Origin of the sequence: Bacillus sp. N3378-2at (assembly GCF_033412715.1) — a bacterium.
GTDB classification, from domain to species: Bacteria; Bacillota; Bacilli; order Bacillales; family Bacillaceae; genus Bacillus; species Bacillus subtilis.
Window position 1 is genome coordinate 3,411,592 of record NZ_CP117986.1, and the last position, 22,265, is coordinate 3,433,856.

Annotated in this window: 21 protein-coding genes and 1 pseudogene; 19 read left to right on the forward strand and 3 right to left on the reverse strand. The window is 43.6% G+C overall.

What is annotated here, in order from left to right; all coding sequences use genetic code 11:
- Positions 1-11 precede the first annotated feature (11 nt).
- The 3 genes and pseudogenes from PUN35_RS18210 to hprF all read left to right on the forward strand — a co-directional run bounded on the left by PUN35_RS18210 (position 12) and on the right by hprF (position 2,106).
- Positions 12-950, forward strand: coding sequence for a nucleoside recognition domain-containing protein (locus tag PUN35_RS18210; RefSeq protein WP_014481022.1), 939 nt, complete (start codon positions 12-14; stop codon positions 948-950).
- A complete protein-coding gene (gene ppaX, locus PUN35_RS18215) occupies positions 947-1,597 on the forward strand; it encodes a pyrophosphatase PpaX (protein WP_014481021.1) in 651 nt (216 codons plus the stop codon). The genes PUN35_RS18210 and ppaX overlap by 4 nt, the downstream gene beginning before the upstream one ends.
- A gap of 3 nt (positions 1,598-1,600) precedes the next feature.
- A pseudogene (gene hprF, locus PUN35_RS18220) lies at positions 1,601-2,106 on the forward strand (heptaprenylglyceryl phosphate O-acetyltransferase).
- A 42-nt stretch (positions 2,107-2,148) separates the two neighbouring features.
- Here the strand turns inward: hprF and PUN35_RS18225 are convergent.
- From PUN35_RS18225 to PUN35_RS18235, 3 genes are all read right to left on the reverse strand, one after another.
- Positions 2,149-3,299, reverse strand: a protein-coding gene (locus tag PUN35_RS18225) for an IS3 family transposase (protein WP_087614160.1) whose coding sequence is annotated in 2 segments (ribosomal slippage) — positions 2,149-3,026 and positions 3,026-3,299 — 1,152 coding nt in all. Because the reading frame shifts where the segments join, the coding sequence is not laid out codon by codon here.
- 116 nt (positions 3,300-3,415) lie between these two features.
- Positions 3,416-4,081 carry a pectate/pectin lyase PelC gene (pelC, locus tag PUN35_RS18230; protein WP_003242578.1) on the reverse strand — a complete coding sequence of 222 codons (666 nt, stop codon included), beginning with the start codon at positions 4,079-4,081 and terminating at the stop codon, positions 3,416-3,418.
- A 239-nt stretch (positions 4,082-4,320) separates the two neighbouring features.
- Positions 4,321-5,073, reverse strand: coding sequence for a C39 family peptidase (locus PUN35_RS18235; RefSeq protein ID WP_014481017.1), 753 nt, complete (start codon positions 5,071-5,073; stop codon positions 4,321-4,323).
- Positions 5,074-5,323: 250 nt separating this feature from the next.
- Between PUN35_RS18235 and PUN35_RS18240 the strand changes: the two genes are divergently transcribed.
- The 16 genes from PUN35_RS18240 (at position 5,324) to PUN35_RS18315 (ending at position 22,254) form a co-directional block, all read left to right on the forward strand.
- Complete coding sequence (locus PUN35_RS18240) at positions 5,324-6,499, forward strand: ATP phosphoribosyltransferase regulatory subunit (RefSeq protein WP_014481016.1); 1,176 nt, start codon at positions 5,324-5,326, stop codon at positions 6,497-6,499.
- Positions 6,492-7,133: an ATP phosphoribosyltransferase gene (gene hisG / locus PUN35_RS18245; RefSeq protein WP_015251138.1), complete on the forward strand. Its 642-nt coding sequence runs from the start codon at positions 6,492-6,494 to the stop codon at positions 7,131-7,133. Before PUN35_RS18240 ends, hisG begins: the two co-directional genes overlap by 8 nt.
- Positions 7,130-8,413: a histidinol dehydrogenase gene (gene hisD, locus PUN35_RS18250; protein ID WP_014481015.1), complete on the forward strand. Its 1,284-nt coding sequence runs from the start codon at positions 7,130-7,132 to the stop codon at positions 8,411-8,413. The genes hisG and hisD overlap by 4 nt, the downstream gene beginning before the upstream one ends.
- Entirely contained in the window at positions 8,410-8,994 is a 585-nt protein-coding gene (hisB, locus tag PUN35_RS18255) for an imidazoleglycerol-phosphate dehydratase HisB (protein WP_014481014.1), read from the forward strand. The genes hisD and hisB overlap by 4 nt, the downstream gene beginning before the upstream one ends.
- Complete coding sequence (hisH, locus tag PUN35_RS18260; RefSeq protein ID WP_014481013.1) at positions 8,995-9,633, forward strand: imidazole glycerol phosphate synthase subunit HisH; 639 nt, start codon at positions 8,995-8,997, stop codon at positions 9,631-9,633.
- Positions 9,630-10,367, forward strand: coding sequence for a 1-(5-phosphoribosyl)-5-[(5-phosphoribosylamino)methylideneamino]imidazole-4-carboxamide isomerase (gene hisA, locus PUN35_RS18265; RefSeq protein WP_014481012.1), 738 nt, complete (start codon positions 9,630-9,632; stop codon positions 10,365-10,367). Before hisH ends, hisA begins: the two co-directional genes overlap by 4 nt.
- Positions 10,364-11,122: an imidazole glycerol phosphate synthase subunit HisF gene (hisF, locus tag PUN35_RS18270; RefSeq protein ID WP_014481011.1), complete on the forward strand. Its 759-nt coding sequence runs from the start codon at positions 10,364-10,366 to the stop codon at positions 11,120-11,122. The genes hisA and hisF overlap by 4 nt, the downstream gene beginning before the upstream one ends.
- Positions 11,119-11,748 (forward strand): bifunctional phosphoribosyl-AMP cyclohydrolase/phosphoribosyl-ATP diphosphatase HisIE, encoded by a 630-nt coding sequence (hisIE, locus tag PUN35_RS18275; RefSeq protein WP_014481010.1) that lies wholly within the window; start codon positions 11,119-11,121, stop codon positions 11,746-11,748. The genes hisF and hisIE overlap by 4 nt, the downstream gene beginning before the upstream one ends.
- A 245-nt stretch (positions 11,749-11,993) precedes the next feature.
- The gene (locus tag PUN35_RS18280; protein WP_014481009.1) at positions 11,994-12,716 is read left to right on the forward strand and encodes a hypothetical protein; all 723 of its coding nucleotides are present in this window, start codon (positions 11,994-11,996) and stop codon (positions 12,714-12,716) included.
- A gap of 5 nt (positions 12,717-12,721) precedes the next feature.
- Positions 12,722-14,629, forward strand: a complete 1,908-nt coding sequence (locus tag PUN35_RS18285; protein WP_014481008.1) for a DUF6792 domain-containing protein — start codon at positions 12,722-12,724, stop codon at positions 14,627-14,629.
- 14 nt (positions 14,630-14,643) lie between these two features.
- Positions 14,644-14,997 carry a hypothetical protein gene (locus tag PUN35_RS18290; RefSeq protein WP_014481007.1) on the forward strand — a complete coding sequence of 118 codons (354 nt, stop codon included), beginning with the start codon at positions 14,644-14,646 and terminating at the stop codon, positions 14,995-14,997.
- A gap of 166 nt (positions 14,998-15,163) precedes the next feature.
- The gene (bmrA, locus tag PUN35_RS18295; RefSeq protein ID WP_014481006.1) at positions 15,164-16,933 is read left to right on the forward strand and encodes a multidrug resistance ABC transporter ATP-binding protein/permease BmrA; all 1,770 of its coding nucleotides are present in this window, start codon (positions 15,164-15,166) and stop codon (positions 16,931-16,933) included.
- A 125-nt stretch (positions 16,934-17,058) separates the two neighbouring features.
- Positions 17,059-18,513 carry a tetratricopeptide repeat protein gene (locus tag PUN35_RS18300; protein WP_014481005.1) on the forward strand — a complete coding sequence of 485 codons (1,455 nt, stop codon included), beginning with the start codon at positions 17,059-17,061 and terminating at the stop codon, positions 18,511-18,513.
- Positions 18,514-18,893: 380 nt separating this feature from the next.
- Positions 18,894-20,303, forward strand: coding sequence for a peptidoglycan DL-endopeptidase CwlO (cwlO, locus tag PUN35_RS18305; RefSeq protein ID WP_014481004.1), 1,410 nt, complete (start codon positions 18,894-18,896; stop codon positions 20,301-20,303).
- A gap of 205 nt (positions 20,304-20,508) precedes the next feature.
- Entirely contained in the window at positions 20,509-21,438 is a 930-nt protein-coding gene (gene trxB / locus PUN35_RS18310; RefSeq protein ID WP_014481003.1) for a thioredoxin-disulfide reductase, read from the forward strand.
- Between the two features lie 339 nt (positions 21,439-21,777).
- Positions 21,778-22,254 (forward strand): 8-oxo-dGTP diphosphatase, encoded by a 477-nt coding sequence (locus PUN35_RS18315; RefSeq protein ID WP_014481002.1) that lies wholly within the window; start codon positions 21,778-21,780, stop codon positions 22,252-22,254.
- Positions 22,255-22,265: the final 11 nt, after the last annotated feature.

Below are 22,265 nucleotides of genomic sequence, written 5' to 3' on the forward strand. Positions count from 1 at the left end.
GGGGATGAGGGATGAAGAAGATCTTTCTGGCCGGTCTTGCGGCAGGTCTTCAAACAACATGGACACTCGGTAAAGTGATTTTCCCGGTAACGCTATTGGTCACTTTGCTTCAGCATACCCCTGTCATGGATTGGCTTGTACGGCTGATCACACCGGTAATGAGTCTCTTCGGGCTTTCTGGTGAAGCGGCCATTCCGCTTGTACTGGGAAATATGCTGAATCTGTATGCGGGAATTGCCGGGATTTTAACATTGGATTTATCTGTGAAAGAAGTCTTTATTTTAGCTGTTATGCTTTCATTCTGTCATAACTTGATTATCGAATCGACAGTTGCCGCAAAGGTTGGTATCAGAATTGGCGTCATATTGGCCGTGCGCATCGGTTTGGCCGCTGTGTCAGCCATCGTCATCAACCTCATTTGGCATGGCGGAAAGGAAACGGCGCAGTACGGTTTTATCGCTGCGAAGAGCGCCGCGCCAGACAGCTGGCTAGGAATGTTGGCAGAAGCATTAACGAAAGCCGGACTTGGTGTTTTGCAGCTGGCGGCAATTGTCATACCGCTGATGATCATCATCCAGTTTTTAAGAGATTTAGGCTGGCTGCATCGGTTTTCCAGGTGGCTGTCGCCGTTTACGCAGCTGCTTGGCATGAATAAAAATACGTCTATGACGATGGTGGCGGGACTGACGATTAGTCTGGCCTACGGAGCGGGTGTCATGATCAAAGCTGTCGAGGATGACGGCGTGAGCAAGCGGGATATGACATTGGCATTTATATTTCTCGTTGCCTGCCACGCGGTCGTGGAAGATACACTTGTCTTTATTCCGCTCGGCATACCAGTCTGGCCGCTTCTTTTGATTCGTGTCACCACAGCAGTTCTGCTGACAATGGCTATTGCGCACACGTGGAAAAAATGGAAACCCTCAGCGGTTGGAAAGGAAGCAATATGAGTGACAAACAAGTAACGACGATTCTGTTTGATTTAGACGGAACGCTTATTAATACGAATGAATTAATTATCGCGTCCTTTTTGCATACACTGGAGCATTATTATCCGAGCAAGTATAAACGAGAAGATGTCCTTGCGTTTATCGGGCCGTCTCTTTTTGAAACGTTCTCTTCGATGGACCCTGATAAATGCGAGGATATGATCGCTATGTACAGAGCGTACAATCATGACATGCATGATTCACTCGTGACTGAATATGAAACGGTATATGAGACCCTGGATGCATTAAAAAAAGCCGGCTTTACATTAGGAATTGTGACAACAAAATTAAGAGATACTGTCAATATGGGCCTCAAGCTCACGGGAATCGGCGAATTCTTTGAAACAGTTGTCACCCTTGATGATGTGACAAATGCAAAGCCTGATCCCGAGCCTGTGCTGTTAGCGCTGAAACAGTTAGGAAGCAAGCCCGAGGAAGCCATTATGGTCGGAGATAATTACCACGATGTGCTGGCAGGCAAAAACGCCGGTACAAAAACGGCAGGAGTCGCATGGACGATTAAAGGGCCGGAAATGCTGGCGAAGCATGAGCCGGATTTTATGCTTGAGAAAATGAGTGATCTATTACAAATCGTTGGAGTGAAGTAATCTGTGAGAAAAACAGATCGTCATCCGGTCTCGGGGGCCAACTCACTGTGGCATGTCTATCAAACGGTACCTTTTTTAAAGGTCGTCAAAAATTTCATTGTCATTCAAATTGCGAGATATACGCCGTTTATAGGGATGAAAAACTGGCTGTACCGTACATTTCTGCGGATGAAGGTTGGAAATCAGACATCCTTTGCCCTCATGGTGATGCCAGATATCATGTTTCCGGAAAAGATCTCAGTCGGAACAAATACAATCATCGGGTACAATACGACCATTCTGGCCCATGAGTATTCCGGATCGGCACAGTTCTGATCGGAGACGAAGTGATGATTGGTGCCAACACGACCATTCTGCCCGGGGTGAAAATAGGAGATGGCGCAGTTGTGTCCGCCGGAACACTTGTCCATAAAGACGTGCCTGCCGGCGCATTTGTCGGCGGAAATCCGATGAGGATCATCTATACGAAGGAAGAAATGCAAGAAAGATTGAAAAAGTCCGCTGAATAACGGGACTGACCCCCGTTTTTGAGACAGGGATCAAAACACCTTTTAAACAGCCAATTGCCGATAATTTATCGGTGATTGGTTGTTTAGTTTCGTTTGAATACGAATATTGTTATAATAATGAATGTATTCTATGACAGTGCGTTCTACGATGGCGGTCGTGGTTCGATCAATGCTGTTAAGATAGAACGTTTCAGACTTTAGTGAGGAATGAAACGATTCGATGGAGGCATTATCAGCGGGTGTCCCTTTGCGGGACATGCTCATGGTAATGCCTTTTGTTTTAACAGCTTTCTGATACTCGTAAGATGTATACACAGATCCTTGGTCACTATGTAACACGCAGTTCTCAGGCAGTGTTGGCAGTTGATCAAGTGTGTGTAAGACAAAGTCTGTGTCCTGCTTATCTCCAATCGTAAAAGCAATCACTTCTCCATTATATACATCCAATATACTGGAAAGGTACAATTGTTTCTGTCCATAAGGCAAATACGTGATGTCTGTTACTAGTTTTTCAAGAGGATGATCAGACTGAAAGTTCCTATCTAATATATTGTCGACCACGGCATATGGCTGCCCATTCTTCTTGCGCTTTTTCACCTTAACCCGGCACTGCCACTGATTTTTCTGCATAATACGCTGAACCGTTTTATGGTTAATACACATTCTCTTTTTTAATATAGCTGTGATTTTTCGATATCCATATCGATACTGGTGCTCTCGGCACAACGTGCCGATTTGTTTTTCTAAATGGCGCTTGGGATGATCTTTCTTCAGATTCTTCTTCCAACGATAATAAGACGAGCGAGAGATACCTAAATGAATACAGATATCCTGCACGGTCATTGTGCTGTGCAATTCTTCTACAAGTTCGACTGACGTTTGGCTATCAACTTCCTTTCCAATTCGTTGTACTTTTTTAACACTTCATTCTGTTGTCTCAGATATCGATTCTCTGCCTGCAGTTTCTCTAATTCGGAAGAATACTCCGGACCTTTTCCATAAGTGTATTGCTTACCAACAGGCTGTTCAAATCGATGTGTATCACCAGCCTTATACCATCTGACCCATGTCTTAATCTGCGTATTATTTTTGATATTCAACTCCTGCATGATCTCTTTCATAGGTACGCCTGCCAATCTCATTTCTACAGCCTTCTGTTTCACTTCAACCGGATAACTCACTCTTGTCCCCATAGAAAAAACACCTCCAAGTCTAATTTCGGATAACAATCATCCGTATTCAAACTTGAAGGTGTTTTTATTTGTCTCATCTTATGGGGTCAGTCCCTAACATCAGCGGACTTTTTTTGTTAAAATTGAGTGTTGTTGTTTTCGTAAATATGCTGAACACCAATCCATTTTTGACCGACATTAGAGTAGCGTGTATTTGTCATTCTGACCGTGCTTGTTTTGCTGTCCGTCCGGAATATCGCTTCCTTCATGTTTGTGATGGTGCACTTATCGATGATCACATCAACGTGGAAGGTTGAACCGCCAAGCTGTCTTATGAACTTTCCGCCATTGTCTGCCGTGAAGTTTTTCACTGTGAATGTACTGGCTTTATTGATTTGGAATATCTTATCTGACGCTTTTTGAGCAGAACCGCCGTCGATCGTCACTTTTCCTTCCTTCTTCACCGTTAACGCATCCTCACCAACATCTTCCCATTTCACATTCTGAATGTTAACGTTTCCATAAGTGTGCACGCCATCAGCGGCAGGTGCGCCAAGCACCACATTTTTCAGGGTTGCTCCATCTTCCACACGAAAAACAGGGTCTTGGTTTTCTGACTGGCTTCCGTCGCCTAATTCTTTCCCTGCCACAAACCGCTGTCCTTTCCCGTCATATGTTGTATTTTTTGGTACGATAATTGTTTCGTGCACCACTTTGTCAGCTGCAAAAACGGTTGATGGCTGAAACTGGCTGAAACCCATAACCAAACCGAACATAAATAGGATAGACACGATTTTTTTCAATGATAAATCCTCCCCGGAAATCTTTCATTTTTTGCAAGAGAAGCGTCAGCGACTTGCACCGGCTTCTCTCGCATAGATCGGGGCAAGGCTGAATCTGCTTTAATCATAAAAACAGACAGCCTGAAAGTAAAGACAATTTTGGGTGAAAAATGGAAAACGAATCGATCTTACCGATTGATACAAAAAGCATGAATATTGTCGTATTTGCTCAGGATAGAGCATAGTGAGGCTTCAGGTGTTTACTTTTGAATAACCACGGCCTGGCTGCCCATTTGTTTCCACGCTTTTTCAAAGCTTGTTCTATCGGTTTTTCTGTTTTTATAGCCATACGGATCATTGAGATACACATATTTATCATCATATCCCGTAACGGCGACGCTGTGTTCGCTGTACGTAATTTCTATCGTTCCGTTTGGCGTTTTCCATGTCTGCATGTTGTCAACTGGCGTAAAGTTGGCTGTCGTAATAACCCAAACTGGATTGCCTTTTTCAAGCTGCTGATAAACAGCGGAAATACTTTTTCCAGTCAGATCAGACACTTTGTCTCCCGCATAGGTTTTCGCCAGCTGATAGATCGGTCGATGGTAGACACCGAGACCAGGGCCATTCGCCATATCCCCGACAAATCCGTCATTCGGATCACCCTTTAATCCGCTGCTGTATGTCAAAGGCACTGTGGCAATCTGATTTGCCAGAGTGTTTTTTGTCACGTCGTATCCCGCGTAATTCAGCACCATCGCAAGGCTTGTTACTTCACAGCCGTTATAGAGCCGGGGTGCGTCCATTTGATTGTAAAGGATGACATCCAGCGGTTTTGCGCTTCCCTTCAGCTCCTTTTTGCTATTCGCAGCTGAGTCTGTATCGCTATCAGAAACCACTTTTTTAAGGCTGTTCAAAAAAGGAATATCTATATCTTTTGCATCTATTTTAAGTCCGAAAAAAATAACGCCTGAAAGAATCATCAGGACACATAGAGTTCGCAGTGTTTTCATCTTTATCTCCTTGTTCTCTATTTGATTTGTATTATAGCATGCCAAACATAAAGAATTTGAGATATTACGTACCTTTAATACATTATTCATGATTTTTTCATAATGAGGAGAAGGATATTTGAACTAAAAATATCCTTACTGAAGTTAAGCGTTGATTTTCATTCTTTCATCTGCTAACATATTATCATATTAGCGAACTAAAGGATTCGGAATTTTCCTTCATAAGATAACAGCGGAGGTGCTCGGGTTGATGTTTATGTTTGAAAAACCGCACGGCATGAGAGATACACTGCCCGGTTTATACGAAACGAAAAAAAAGGTGAGACGATCGTTAACCGATTTGATTGATAAATGGGGATATCAATTTATGGAAACGCCGACACTGGAGTTTTACGATACCGTTGGCGTCCAGTCAGCAATTGAAGAGCAGCAGCTGTTTAAGCTACTTGATCAGGACGGCAAGACATTGGTGCTTCGCCCGGATATGACGGGGCCGATTGCAAGGGTAGCGGCATCGAAGCTTCTGAAACACGGTCATCCGCTAAGAGTCGGCTATGCGGCAAATGTATTCAGGGCTCAGGAGCGTGAAGGCGGACGTCCGGCTGAGTTCGAGCAGGTCGGAGTGGAGTTAATCGGTGACGGCACGACGAGCGCGGATGCGGAGGTCATTGCTTTAGTCGTCGGGGCATTAAAAAACGCTGGGCTGGCATCCTTTAAAATTGCCATCGGCCATGCCGGCATTGCGGATGCTTTGTTTGTTGAGGTGCTCGGAAACGTTGAACGAGCTGATGTGCTGCGGAGGTTCTTATATGAAAAGAACTACGTCGGCTACAGAGAGCATGTCAAGTCTCTCCCGCTTTCCTCCATTGATAAAAGCAGGCTGCTTGAGCTCCTTGAACTGCGGGGCGGTATAGAAGTATGCGGACGTGCCGAAGAAATCGTCGATTCTGCGCAAGGAAAAAGCGTGGTTGATGAGCTGAAGGCGCTGTGGGACATTCTTGAGGATTACGGATGTACGGAAAATGTCCGCCTGGATCTGAATATGGTCAGCCACATGAGCTATTACACAGGGATTTTATTTGAAGTGTACGCCGAGAATGTCGGTTTTGTCATTGGAAGCGGCGGCCGTTACAACAAGCTGCTGGGCCATTTTGATTCACCTGCACCGGCAACAGGCTTCGGGCTTCGGATCGACCGGCTGATTGAAGCCCTTCATATGAAAGAAGAACCATGTGATATAGACGCTGTTATTTTCAGCAAAGAGCAGCGGGCGCAAGCTATCGCTTATGCGAATGAAGAACGCATGAAAGGGAACAAAGTAGTTCTTCAAGATTTATCGGGAATAGAAAATATCGACCAGATGACAAAATCTTTTGCAAACGTCACTTATTTTATCGGTGCCAGAAAGGAAGAGCAAAATGGGTAAGTTACTCACAATGGCGATGCCAAAGGGCCGGATATTTGAAGAAGCGGCAGGGCTGCTGAGGCAGGCAGGCTACAGGCTCCCTGAGGAGTTTGAAGATTCGAGAAAACTGATCATCGATGTGCCGGAGGAAAATCTTCGTTTCATATTAGCAAAGCCGATGGACGTAACCACGTATGTGGAGCATGGCGTGGCAGACGTCGGAATTGCGGGCAAGGATGTCATGCTGGAGGAGGAACGCGATGTGTATGAGGTACTGGATTTAAAAATCAGCAAATGCCACTTAGCTGTCGCCGGACTTCCGAATACAGACTGGAGCGGCGTAGCGCCAAGAATCGCGACAAAGTATCCGAATGTGGCTTCCAGTTATTTCAGAGAGCAGGGAGAACAAGTCGAGATCATTAAGCTCAACGGTTCAATTGAACTGGCTCCGCTCATTGGGCTTGCAGATCGGATAGTGGACATTGTTTCCACAGGACAGACGCTGAAAGAAAATGGGCTTGTTGAAACGGAGCACATTTGTGACATTACGTCTCGCTTTATTGTCAACCCGGTAAGCTATCGCATGAAAGACGATGTGATTGACGAAATGGCATCCCGCCTATCTCTCGTTGTGGAAGGAGAGACGGCAAAATGAAGATCAAAACCATCAGCGGAGCGGAACGGCTTTCTCTCAAGCGTTCCATCGATGCTGGAACGGAAGAGCAAAGAAAGACGGTCCGGTCCATTATTGAAGATGTTAAAGCAAACGGTGATCAGGCGGTTCGCAGCTACACGGCGAAATTTGACGGCATCGAAATAGACAGCCCGCTGGTCACAAAAGAAGAATTTGAGGAGGCATACACCTCACTGGATTCACGTCTTCTTCAGGTGATTAGGCAGGCAATCGAAAATATTAGGGAATATCACGAAAGACAGCTGCAATCCTCCTGGTTTTATCACAGAAAGGACGGCACAATGCTGGGGCAGAAAGTGACGGCGCTGGATTCCGCCGGTGTATATGTGCCGGGGGGAACGGCCGCATATCCTTCATCTGTTTTGATGAATGTGATTCCGGCGCTTGTAGCGGGCGTTGAAAGAATCGTTCTCGTCACGCCTCCGGGAAAAGACGGTCTGCTGTCTCCTGGAGTTTTGGTTGCTGCAGCCGAGCTGGGCATAAAAGACATTTACAAAATGGGCGGCGCTCAGGCGATTGCGGCGTTAGCATACGGAACAGAAACCATTGAACCGGTGGATAAAATCACGGGTCCGGGCAACATTTATGTCGCACTTGCCAAACGGGAAGTGTTCGGCGATGTCGATATCGATATGATTGCCGGACCTAGTGAAATCGTCGTGCTGGCTGATGAAACAGCGATTCCGAGCGAAATTGCAGCCGATCTGCTGTCACAGGCGGAACACGATAAGCTCAGCTCATGTGTGTTTGTCACAGATTCCATGGCGCTGGCCGAGGCGGTTTCAGCCGAGGTGAGTAAGCAGCTGAAAACCTTGCCGCGAAGAGAAATAGCGGAAGCTTCAGTGAGAGATTACGGTTGTATATATGTGGCGGAAACAATGGTGGAAGCGATTAATACTGTCAATACACTCGCGCCAGAGCATTTAGAAATCATAACACAGTCTCCGGAAGCTTTGCTTGGCAGTATCAAACATGCGGGTGCAATTTTCTTAGGCAGATACAGCCCTGAGCCTGTCGGTGATTATTTTGCCGGACCGAACCATGTGCTTCCGACAAACGGAACAGCCAGATTTTCAAGTCCATTAAACGTAACTGATTTTCAAAAGAAATCGAGCATTATTTCTTACAGTCAATCAGCCTTTGAAGAACATGCTGAAAGCATCGCGGCTTTTGCCAGACTGGAAGGGTTAGAAGCCCATGCCAGATCAATTGAAGCGAGAGAACGGAGGATTTCTAAATGAGAAAAGCGGAACGCGTCAGGAAAACAAACGAAACAGATATTGAGCTGGCATTTACAATAGACGGCGGGGGACAAGCGGATATCAAAACAGATGTGCCGTTTATGACACATATGTTGGATTTATTCACGAAACACGGCCAATTCGATCTTTCCATTAACGCAAAAGGCGATGTTGATATAGATGATCACCACACGACTGAAGATATCGGCATCTGCTTAGGGCAGGCGCTGCTCGAAGCGTTGGGCGATAAAAAAGGAATCAAACGCTACGGATCGGCGTTTGTGCCGATGGATGAGGCACTTGCTCAAGTTGTGATTGATTTAAGCAACCGGCCGCACTTAGAAATGCGCGTTGATTTCCCGGCTGCTAAAGTCGGAACTTTCGATACGGAGCTTGTACATGAATTTTTGTGGAAGCTTGCGCTCGAAGCCCGGATGAACCTGCACGTCATCGTTCATTATGGCACAAATACCCACCACATGATTGAAGCCGTTTTTAAAGCGCTGGGACGTGCGCTTGATGAAGCGACAACGATCGATCCGCGAGTTAAAGGAATACCGTCAACGAAAGGGATGCTGTAAATGATCGGCGTGATAGATTACGGAATGGGGAATTTATACAGTGTCTCAAAGGCGCTTGAACGTGTCGGCGTGCCGTATTTTGTTTCTGAAAAGCCGGAGGAGCTGAAAGAAGCTGATGCCTTCATTTTGCCGGGAGTCGGTTCATTTGGAGACGCGATGGACAATTTGCGCTACACGAAGCTTGATCAATTGATTCACGATATGGTCTCAGAGGGAAGGCTGCTTCTAGGGATCTGCCTCGGCATGCAGCTTTTATTTGAAGAAAGCGAAGAAAACGGCACCGCTTCAGGACTCGGGCTGTTAAAAGGAAAAGCAGTCAGGCTGAAAGCAGAAGATGAAAAAGGAAACAAGCTGAAGGTTCCGCATATGGGCTGGAATCGTCTTTCCTTTCATAACGAATCTCCGCTGCTGACTAAAACAGAACAAGGCTACGCTTACTTCGTTCATTCCTATTACATTGACGGGATGGAGGAGGACTCGCTCCTGGCAAGCACCGATTATGGTGTGCGAGTGCCTGCTGTAGTCGGAAAAAGAAACGTCTTCGGCGCCCAATTTCATCCGGAAAAAAGCAGCACGGTCGGAATGTCTATTTTAACCCAATTTACGAAAATGGCAGCAAAACAGAAGGTGAAAAAATGAGTGCTTTTACATTATATCCGGCAATTGATATGAGAAACGGCAAATGTGTCCGCCTTGTTCAAGGGGATTATAATAAGGAAACGATATATGGCGATTCACCGTACGACATGGCTGAGTTATTTGCGAAAGAGGGTGCCGAATGGATCCATCTCGTTGATCTCGACGGGGCCAAAGAAGGGAAAAGGGTAAATGACCGCCATGTGATTGAGATTGCGCAAAAGCTGAACCTGAAAGTCGAAATCGGCGGCGGAATCCGTTCCGAAAAAGACGTCTATGAATATTTATCAGCAGGAGTCGATCGGGTGATCCTGGGAAGCTCAGCAGTTTCTAACCCTCCGTTTGTCAAAAAAATGCTGAAACAATATGGCGAGAAAATTGCAATCGGACTGGATGCGAGAAACGGTTTTGTTTCAACAGAGGGATGGCTGGAAACATCAACCCTTAAGGCAACTGAACTGGGCAAAGAGCTAGCCAATGAAGGTGCGGAAGTCTTTATTTTTACTGACATCGCGACAGATGGAATGCTGTCAGGCCCAAATGTTAAAAGTACGGTCGAGCTTGCGAAGGAAACGGGGAAATCGGTGATCGCTTCAGGCGGAGTCAGCTCCGTCACGGATCTCGAAGCCCTCGCTCGCTATGAGGCGGACGGCGTCTCTGGAGCGATCATCGGAAAAGCGCTGTATACCAATCAGTTTACGCTGAGTGAGGCGCTTGAAAGGGTGAAGCGCAAATGATCACAAAACGGATTATTCCATGCCTTGATGTCAAAGAAGGACGCGTTGTCAAAGGAATTCAATTTCTCGAATTGAAGGATGCAGGTGACCCAGTTGAACTCGCTGAAGTGTACGACCGGGAAGGTGCGGATGAACTTGTTTTTCTTGATATCTCCGCCTCACATGAAGGACGAAAGACGATGATTGACGTTGTGGAGCAGGTTGCCGCGAAGCTTGCGATTCCGTTTACAGTCGGCGGCGGCATCAATCAGCTCAGCGATATGAAAACGATACTGCGTGCCGGAGCGGACAAAGTGTCGGTGAACACGGCAGCTGTTCTTCGCCCCGAGCTGATTACAGAAGGAGCCGAGTTTTTCGGTTCGCAATGCATCGTTCTTGCCATTGATGCCAAGTATGACAAAGAATCTGACACATATAAGGTCTATACGCACGGCGGCAGAAAGAAAACAGATTGGGAGGTCACCGCGTGGGCAAAAGAAGGCGTCAAACGCGGGGCGGGAGAAATATTGCTGACAAGCATGGACTCTGACGGTGAGAAAAAAGGCTTCGACCACACGCTGACAAAGCTTGTTTCCGAAACTGTCCCCGTCCCTGTTATCGCTTCGGGAGGCGCGGGAAACGCGCAGCATATGCTTGAGGCTTTTACAAAAGGAGAAGCCGACGCTGCGCTGGCCGCCTCAATTTTTCATTATAAAGAAACATCGATTAAAGAAGTGAAATCATACTTGAAAGAGTACGGGGTGAATGTGAGATGAAACAGGCAGATGAACTGCGTTTTAACGAGGACGGATTAATTCCTGCCATCGTGCAGGATGCGGCAAGCAAAGAAGTGCTGACACTTGCCTATATGAACAAGGAATCATACGAAAAAACGCTGGAAACGAAGGAAACATGGTTTTACAGCCGCTCACGCCAAGCGTTATGGCATAAAGGAGAAACCTCAGGGAACACGCAAGCGGTCAAAGGTATCCGGTATGACTGCGACGAGGACGCGTTGCTCGTACTCGTAGAACCGTCAGGCCCGGCATGCCACACTGGCAGCTACAGCTGTTTTACGAAGGAACAAACAGAAGAACAGGCCGCGGGCCGATTCGGCATCATGAACGAACTGGAGCGCGTAATCGCGGAACGCCAAGCGGAGATGCCTGAAGGAGCTTACACCACTTACCTTTTCCGTGAAGGCGTCGATAAGATTTTGAAAAAAGTCGGTGAAGAAGCATCCGAAGTCATCATCGCCGCGAAAAACCGGGACCACGAGGAACTCAAATGGGAAGCGGCAGACCTGCTGTATCACCTGCTTGTCCTGCTCAGAGAACAAGCCTTGCCGCTGGATGATGTGCTTGACGTATTGAAAAAACGCCATTCTGAGAAAGAAGAGTAAAGAGCCGTATGATACGGCTCTTTTTGTTTTGTGAAAAAAGTAATAGGTATTTAGAGGTATATGAGGTGTTATACATGATTAGTTAATAAAAGGAGATCAAAACCGAGTCTGATTTCCTATTTATCCAAATTCCGCCATGATGTAACATGAAAAAGGATGAAATATTCATCTCTTAACCAGGTCAATAGAATTATTTTTGATATAAAAATAGAATACTATTCTCACAAAACCCGTGGAGGTTTGTAATGAAAAAGATCATCTTTATTTGCTTCAGCTTATTACTTGCCCTGACAGGAGGATGCAGTATGAAAGACAATGATAAAAACAGCACAAATGACAATAAAACAGAAGCGGTAAAACCAAAAGACATGGATCCCAAGGATCTGCCTCAAGTACCTGCGTTTCAGGACGAGAAAACGAGAGAGTACATGGTGTCAACAAAAGAAGAGGAACCAGGATATTATTTGCTGGAATCTAAGCTGAAAGGGTTTAGGATGTTGTTTCCGGAGGATGGGGAGTATGTACCTGATCTTTCAAGTAAAGGTGAAAATGAGGAAACAATAGTATTTGATAGTTTCAATAAAAAAACTAACATTCAATATGACGGGCAATTAGATTATCATCAAGAAAAAAGTTTTGCGAATGACAAGGATACAATGCTTGACATTGTAAGTGGCAGAAATAGCTATAAAGGAAAATACGAAGAAAGAGAGCTATCTGATAAAATTGTATATTCTGCTCAAAAGAAAAGCAGTTTTGATGATGTGGATGAAAAGAATAATTTTTCTTATAGATTTTTTGGTTATGTTAAATCTAAAAAAGAGGAATATTTAGGAATAGAGTATTCTTTTCGTTTTTCTTGCTATAAGGGTAAAGAGGTTTGTTCATTAAAGAAAGAAGAAGCAGAAAAAAAAGTTCGAAAAATAATTGATTCTATTACCTTTTTAAAAGTTAAAAAGGAGAAATAGAGAAAATGGAAAATAAGAATATATTTGAAAATGAAAATGTAAAGCTGCGTTTAATTGATTTGGAGTACGATTATAAAGAAAAATTCGCTTCTAATATTGAAAGTGAAATAAAGAGAGCTAAAACAGATTTTGAAGTCGAGGTGCGTCGAATATACAAAGAAGAAACACATCGAGATCTTCCAAAAAATCTGGAAATATACACATCTAATGAACTTATTAAAAAAAATTCGAAAATAGATACATCAATAAGAGAGTCCGGATATGATGGTACAGCTATTTATATTAAGGATGATAAACAACACGTTAATCAACTTCATATTATTTCAGAGGGGAGTGCTGATAACGAAGACTGGTCATACAATTTCTTTGGTCTCTTTTTAGGGATAGATGACAGCCAGTACCAAGCGACAAAAGAGTTTGTAAGAAATGCCAAAAGAGAAACAGAGAATTCTAATGATTTAAAGACCTTTGCTATGGGGCACTCACTGGCAAATAATAATCAGGTGATGGTTCAATTAATTGACGGAGAATTTGATGAAGTTTATGGGGTTAACGGAGCTCAAATAAGCGTTGACCACCTACTAGCAACTGATTTGAATTTGAGAGATAGGTTAATGCATAAATTTCATATTAGACGCTTAAAAGATATTAATGATATCCCGCCAGAAAAGTTAAAAAAAGAAATCCAAAAATATTATGAAGACAAAGGCGTGACAGCAAACATCACCCAACGCATCTCAAAAGATGACCCGCTGTATGGAGTCAGCGGCAAGGCCGATTTCATTACATTCGGTGATGTGAAGATGGCAGATACAAATACAAGTGTAAAAGGCATCCGAAATATTATGGATGGGGTTCCTGACGAAGATGTGAGGTCAATTCAAAAATTCCTTCAAAAATATAAGGATGACTATGAAAAAGACGGCTTGAACGGTTTTATAAAGGCAGCCAGCGGGATAGACATAGACCTGATTGAAAAAGTGAAAAACACAGACGGCGCTTTAAAGAAAGTAAGTGTCCTATATGAGCATTTTGATGATGTTAAGCAAATGTATGGCCGAATAAAAGAAGAACTGCCTTCATTTTTAGGTTTTCTTCATACCTTGTTGAGAAACAGCGGACCGGTCGTAGATCAGTTAGCTGAAAATGGTTATATTGATGAAACGCAAAAGAAAGTCATCAAAAAAGAATTAACGAATATTAATGCGAGTATGCGAGGCATAGAATCACGGTACGAACATTTCATTGACCATCTAAAGCATGGCCAATTTATGCAAGCTTTAAAAGACGTTGGTGAAATAGTGGACTACGTAAAATCAATTCTGTCCTCATTGAAAACACTCGACACAGAAACAAAAGACGCACTAAAACTTATCGTCGACGGCCACAGCATCGTTCAAATGCTCAACGCCTTGTCGAAGGAAAAAGGCTTCAGCTATAAAGGCTCCGATATTTATTTTACAGGCAAGAGCGGCTCGGGAGAAACGATTCAAGTCAATCTCTCATCCGCTGTCAGAATCTATCAAAACGGTATGAAAATCGTTGAAGATATGGAAGATGCGATTTCTAAGTACCAGAAGGTTTACAGTCAGGAAATCGATGAAGATTTCATAGACAAAAAGCAGGCGATCATCACGGCTATTCATCATATGGAAGAAAACCCTTCGCATTATGCCTTCGATCTTCAATTCCGGCTTGCAGCTGGTTTCAGCCACACATTCGATAAATTGGAGAAAATCTCTGTTCATGAATCATTCCACACAGGTGCGCTTCCTGCAAATGATGGAATTGTTGCTGAATTAAAAAAACAGACAACAGAAAAAAGAGATTTTATCAAAAATATCCGCGAGAGTATTGAAAAGCTGTTTGAAAAAGAAGAAATGATTTCTCAGTTATTTGATTTTCAGCCTTAGGAGGAATATGAAGAGTGACTTCCTTATTTTCAGAAAGTGAAACAGAAATTGTATCAACGACCTATATGTTTCTTACCCAAGATGAAATGAAGGGGAAAGCGGGCACCCTCAATCAACCGATCAACGACTTTCTCAGCCTGACAAAGAAATTTGAGTCTTCATTAAAAGAGGAAATCAAAGGGCAAAAAGGATTGATTGTAAAAAAAATAAAAAAAGAGCTTGAGTCTAATAGCGAAAAACGAAAAGCTGCCCTTGAGATGATAAAAGAAGAACATACCGCAAAAGTTGATCGGTACAAAATGATAATAGAAGACCTGCGGCAGCAGGATGTAACATTGACTTACAGAAAAAAGAAGCCAGTGCTCTAACATAAAAAATCTCCTATTCAAACAATGAGTGGGAGATCTTTTGTTTTCATCACGGCAAAAATATACTGAAAAAGTCTCTCGCCATTGATATGATTGAGAAAGAGTAAAAATCATCCTTTTGCTATGACATTTCACCTTTCTGAACGCTGAAACAGGAGGAAAATATATGCCAAACCAGAAACAAAAATCTAAAAGTAAATTGAAACCCTTTTTTGCCTTAGTAAGACGTACCAATCCTTCTTATGGAAAGCTCGCCTTTGCGCTTGCCCTCAGTGTTGTAACCACACTGGTCAGCCTGCTCATTCCATTATTAACGAAGCAGCTTGTCGATGATTTTTCTATGTCAAATCTGTCAGGCACGCAAATCGGTTTGATCGCGCTGGTGTTTTTCGTTCAGGCGGGTTTAAGCGCTTATGCCACCTATGCGCTTAACTATAATGGACAAAAAATCATTTCCGGACTGCGGGAGTTATTATGGAAGAAATTAATTAAGCTTCCTGTCTCTTATTTCGATACAAATGCTTCCGGAGAAACAGTCAGCCGTGTAACGAATGATACGATGGTGGTCAAAGAACTGATTACAACCCACATCAGCGGGTTTATTACAGGCATCATTTCTGTCATTGGATCATTGACAATCTTGTTTATTATGAACTGGAAGCTGACACTGCTTGTGTTAGTGGTTGTTCCGCTGGCCGCTCTTATTTTGGTGCCGATTGGACGGAAAATGTTCTCCATTTCACGGGAAACGCAAGATGAAACGGCTCGTTTTACAGGCCTGCTGAATCAAATTCTCCCGGAAATCAGACTCGTCAAGGCTTCAAATGCGGAGGATGTCGAATATGGTCGCGGGAAGATGGGGATTTCCTCATTATTTAAGCTTGGCGTTCGTGAAGCCAAGGTTCAATCGCTTGTCGGCCCGCTTATTTCACTCGTGTTAATGGCAGCGCTTGTCGCAGTGATCGGATATGGCGGCATGCAGGTCTCATCAGGCGAGCTCACAGCCGGAGCGCTCGTGGCTTTTATTTTATATTTATTTCAAATTATTATGCCGATGGGCCAGATTACAACGTTTTTCACACAGCTGCAAAAATCAATCGGTGCAACAGAACGAATGATTGAGATTTTGGCAGAGGAAGAGGAAGATACAGTGACAGGAAAACAAATTGAAAATGCGCATCTGCCTATCCAGCTTGATCGCGTGTCTTTTGGATATAAGCCTGATCAGCTGATCTTAAAAGAGGTCAGCGCTGTCATTGAAGCAGGTAAAGTCACAGCGATTGTCGGTCCGAGCGGCGGGGGGAAAACGACGCTGTTTAAGCTGCTTGAACGTTTTTATTCTCCGACTGCAGGGTCCATTCGGCTGGGGGACGAGCCGATTGATACTTATTCGCTTGAATCATGGCGGGAGCACATCGGGTATGTATCACAGGAAAGCCCGTTAATGTCCGGGACAATCAGAGAAAATATTTGCTACGGGTTAGAACGTGATGTGACGGATGCTGAGATCGAAAAAGCCGCGGAGATGGCATATGCGCTCAATTTTATAAAGGAGCTGCCGAATCAGTTTGATACAGAAGTAGGCGAACGCGGCATTATGCTGTCAGGCGGACAAAGGCAAAGAATCGCGATTGCGAGAGCACTTCTCCGTAACCCAAGCATTCTTATGCTCGATGAAGCTACCTCAAGTCTCGACAGCCAATCTGAAAAATCAGTTCAGCAGGCGCTGGAGGTGCTGATGGAAGGCCGCACAACGATTGTTATCGCTCACCGCCTATCTACCGTTGTAGATGCGGACCAGCTTTTGTTTGTTGAAAAAGGGGAAATTACCGGTCGTGGAACACACCATGAGTTAATGGCTTCCCATGGCCTTTATCGGGATTTTGCTGAACAGCAGCTGAAAATGAATGCAGACTTAGAAAACAAAGCCGGGTAAATTTTGGTCGAATCATCCAATAAAAAAGAGGAGGGATTTTCCCAATCCTTCCTTTTGAACTATTGAGGGGCTTACGATTTATGGTATACTACTGACGGTAATATTGTATAAAACGGAGGGTAGTTGTGGGAAAACACACTTCTGAACATAAAAATCACGCACAAATTGTCCAGCTGCTTCAAGATGGACAATATTTTTTTCATAAAGGCTTGAAAGCGTATAAAGAGCGCAATCTAAAACGGGCAAGCAAACTGATTCAGCGCGCGGTTCATTTGGAGCCGGAGGATTCAGAGATGCTTTCACAGCTTGCGGTCATTTATTCGGAAATGGGCCAGTATCAAGAGTCGAACGATCTTCTTGACTATATCATGGCAAATCTGGAGGCCGAAATGCCGGAGTGCCATTACTTTAAAGCGAATAACTTTGCCCATCTGGGGCTCTTCCAGGAAGCTTATAAAGAAGCGGCCGCTTATTCTGATGCGGACCCGGATGGTGAATTCGCCGAAGAAAACGATAGTCTGCTTGATTTGCTCGATTTAGGAGACGACGGCATTGAGGATTCGTTGTATGATCAGGATGAACTGCTGGTGAAACAGGATCGGGCAAAGTCATTGCTGGAAAGCGGCCAGCTTGCTGAAGCGGTTGCGGCGCTTGAGGAAATCACAGCTGAATATCCGGAGCTTTGGTCAGCATACAACAATCTCGCGCTTGCCTATTTCTATTCAGGAAACGTTGTAAAAGCGAAGCAAACCGCTTATGAAGTGCTTTCTCATAATGAAGGAAATCTTCACGCCTTATGCAATCTTCTCGTTTTCTACTATTATGAAAGAGAAGACGAAAAAGTGGCGGAATTGAGTGATCAGCTCTCCAATGTCTATCCGATGCTATTGGAGCAGCGTTATAAATTGGGTGCTACCTTGGCACTTGTCGGCCGCTACGAGATCGGATATAAATGGCTCAAATCATTATATAAAATCGGCTTTGAAGGTGACGACACCTTCTTTTACTGGCTTTCATGCTCTGCTTATTTTACGGGACATACCGACTTTGCCGAGACGATCTGGAGAAAAGTCGAGTCGCAATATCCCGGCGAAGACCGCCCGGCGCCTTGGATTGAGCGGAGGGAAGCTCTTCCTTCATCTGTGGAACAGCGTCTCGCAGCCTATTATATCAGCAGCACAAAGGGAGAAACAGAGCATCTTGAAGCGGTGATACGCTCAAAGAGAATAACCGCTCCTTTTGAAAATCATTTTGTAAAGCTGCTTCTAAATGGAGATTCTGGGGCTGCTGACGTTTCAGAGGATGCACTTTTCGCCTATCAAACGGTCAAACTATTAGAGCAAGCTGAAAAAGAAGAGATGAAAACAGAAGTCATGAGCTGCTGGGTTTTCCATGTCATCCAGCAAATTCGTGCAGTTGCTCCGTTGAAAAATGAGAAAGGCTGGGCAGCAGCCATCTGTTATATTTGGAAAGAAGCCCATGGCAAGCAAGACACGAAAAAAGACACAGCGGCCCGATTCGGCATCTCTCCGGCAACTTTGACGAAATATATGAAATATATTGATGATATTCTAGAATAGTAAATTTTAAAGAGTCGATTTATTTAATCGACTCTTTTTTTGTTTGATAGATTATATTAAGAAAATAATATCGACAGTTTTTTTACACGCTTAAGAAAAATGACAAATGATGTGTGACTTGACATCTGTTTGAAACATAAATGTAATAAAATTTATCGCTAATTTGTCGAAACTTGATGGTATAATGATTCTCGTACATAAGGAATTAGTGTTTTTTACATATGATGTGAAGTAAACGCTATACAACCAGAATAAGAGATGCACAGAATAATTAACCATAAACAACCATCATTCCTCGTAGAGTATGAGGAACGAAACTTGATGTTCAAAATACGATTCCAAATGAGGACAGGTTCACAGTAAAAGGGAGGATATAAAAAGTGAGAAAGAGTTTAATTACACTTGGTTTGGCTTCCGTCATCGGGACAAGCAGTTTTTTGATCCCATTTACAAGTAAAACTGCATCGGCGGAAACATTAGATGAAAAGAAACAAAAAATCGAAAGCAAGCAATCTGAGGTTGCTTCCAGCATTGAAGCGAAGGAAAAAGAATTAACCGAGCTTCAGGAAAATCAATCAAAGATTGAAAAAGAACTGAAAGACATTAACGCTAAGGCGCTTGATACAAGCAACAAGATCGAAGATAAAAAAGAAGAAAACGATAAAACAAAAGAAGAAATCAAAAAACTAAAAAAAGAGATTAAAGAAACAGAAGCACGCATCGAAAAACGCAATGAAATCCTGAAAAAACGCGTTCGTTCTTTACAGGAAAGCGGCGGATCTCAAGGATACATAGATGTTCTTCTAGGATCAACAAGCTTTGGTGACTTTATCTCTCGTGCGACTGCGGTTTCATCTATTGTGGACGCAGACAAAGATTTAATCAAACAGCAAGAGCAGGATAAAGCGAAGCTCGAAGATTCTGAAGCGGATTTGAATGATAAGCTGAAAGAAGTTCAAGCTGCATTGGCTAAATTAGAAACAATGCAAAAAGACCTTGATAAACAGCTTAATGAAAAAGACAAGCTTTTCGACGAAGCAAAAGCAAGCCAAAAGAAAACGGCTAAAGCGATTTCTGAATTAAAATCAGAGGCGTCTGAACTTGCAAATCAAAAAGCAAATACTGAAGCTGAACAAGCACGCATCAAAAAAGAACAAGAAGCAGCGGCTGCTTTGATCAAAAAGCAGGAAGAAGCACAAAAAGCATCTGATGAAACACAAACAGATGACAGCCAAACGGCTACAACTGAATCAGCAAAAGCAAGCTCATCTGATGATTCTTCAGACAATTCTTCTAACGGTTCATCAAACAGCTCGTCTAACGGCTCATCTTCTAAGAAGAGCAGCGGCTCAAACAGCAATTCAGGCGGCACTGTTATCAGTAACTCTGGCGGAATTGAAGGCGCGATCAGCGTTGGTTCAAGCATTGTAGGACAATCTCCGTACAAGTTTGGCGGCGGACGCAGTCAGTCTGATATCAACAACCGTATTTTTGACTGCTCATCATTCGTACGCTGGGCATACGCTTCTGCAGGTGTTAACCTTGGACCTGTAGGCGGGACAACTACTGATACGTTAGTTGGCAGAGGACAAGCTGTCAGCGCGTCTGAAATGAAACGCGGAGACCTTGTGTTCTTTGACACTTACAAAACAAATGGACACGTAGGAATCTACTTAGGAAACGGTACTTTCCTAAACGACAATACATCTCATGGCGTATCTGTTGACTCTATGAGCAATCCTTACTGGAAAAAAGCATTTAAAGGCGTTGTAAGACGTGTTGTTCAATAATAAATATGACAAGGGCCTTCTATAAACAGAAGGCTCTTTCTTTATTAACATATACCCTTTTCGAATACATTTAATCGTGTTGAGCAAAAAAATAGCGTATCACCATGAGATTTTATAGGATATGGGTAAGGAATACGTTTGATGGGGATTCTTATCTTATAAGAAAGAGCCCAAACTTGAAAAGATGGTTTAAGGAGTGAATAGTGTGTCAGAAGAAAAAATTTATGACGTGATTATAATCGGCGCGGGCCCTGCTGGGATGACGGCCGCTGTATACACATCAAGAGCGAATTTATCGACATTAATGATTGAAAGAGGAATTCCTGGCGGACAAATGGCCAATACGGAAGATGTAGAAAACTATCCTGGATTCGAAAGTATCCTTGGGCCTGAGCTTTCTAACAAAATGTTTGAACACGCGAAAAAATTCGGCGCTGAATACGCTTATGGCGATATTAAAGAGGTCATTGACGGCAAAGAGTACAAAGTAGTCAAAGCTGGTTCAAAGGAATATAAAGCCCGTGCTGTCATCATTGCTGCAGGTGCGGAATATAAAAAAATCGGCGTGCCTGGCGAAAAAGAATTGGGCGGACGCGGTGTATCTTATTGTGCAGTATGTGACGGCGCTTTCTTTAAAGGCAAAGAACTTGTCGTTGTTGGCGGCGGAGATTCCGCGGTTGAAGAAGGCGTATATCTGACTCGTTTCGCTTCAAAAGTAACGATTGTTCACAGACGTGATAAACTCCGTGCTCAAAGTATTCTTCAAGCGAGAGCATTTGATAATGAAAAAGTTGACTTCCTATGGAACAAAACCGTGAAGGAAATTCATGAGGAAAACGGCAAAGTCGGTAACGTAACGCTTGTCGATACGGTAACCGGTGAAGAAAGTGAATTCAAAACAGACGGCGTATTCATTTACATCGGCATGCTTCCTCTGTCTAAACCGTTTGAAAATCTGGGCATTACGAATGAAGAAGGCTACATCGAAACAAACGAACGCATGGAGACAAAGGTTGAAGGAATTTTCGCTGCCGGAGACATTCGCGAAAAATCACTGCGCCAAATCGTAACGGCTACAGGAGACGGAAGTATTGCGGCACAAAGCGTACAGCATTATGTCGAAGAGCTTCAATAAACGCTGAAAACCTTAAAATAAAAAGGGCTGTCATACGAGTTTCACATTACGTTACTGGGTTTTAATTCCGCTGTAACACATGTGTAATGCTTTTCGGTTATGATTAATAAAGTAATTGACCCCCTTTTTATAATGAATACACTTTTTTGGCACGGATTCTCCAGTTATCCGTGTCCTTTTTTTGTCCATAAATAAAAGATGAATGCCAGTTACAGCAAAATCATCTGAATTAAGGAATGAATATGCTGTAAAATAGAAGAAAAGATTGTCAATGTATCTTCATTGTGGGAGGCATCTTGAAGCGGTATAATAAAGAGACGATGACAGGACGAAGGTTAGGTGACGTACTTGCAAAGAGTGACAAATTGTGTGCTTCAGACGGATGACAAAGTTCTTCTGCTTCAAAAGCCGAGACGCGGCTGGTGGGTCGCGCCGGGCGGCAAGATGGAGAGCGGAGAATCAGTCAGAGACTCCGTCATCAGAGAGTACAGAGAAGAGACTGGTATCTATATCATAAATCCTCAATTAAAAGGCGTTTTTACCTTTATTATTAAAGACGGTGACCACATTGTCTCCGAGTGGATGATGTTTACGTTTGTCGCTGATTCATATACAGGACAAAATGTATCAGAATCGGAGGAAGGGAAACTGCAGTGGCACGATGTCAATGACATTCAGAACCTGCCTATGGCCCCTGGAGACGGCCATATCCTTGATTTTATGATGAAGGGACAAGGGCTGCTGCACGGCACATTTACGTATACACCGGACTTTGAGCTGCTCAGTTATCGTTTAGACCCGCAGCACATCAAATAGAAAGATAAGTC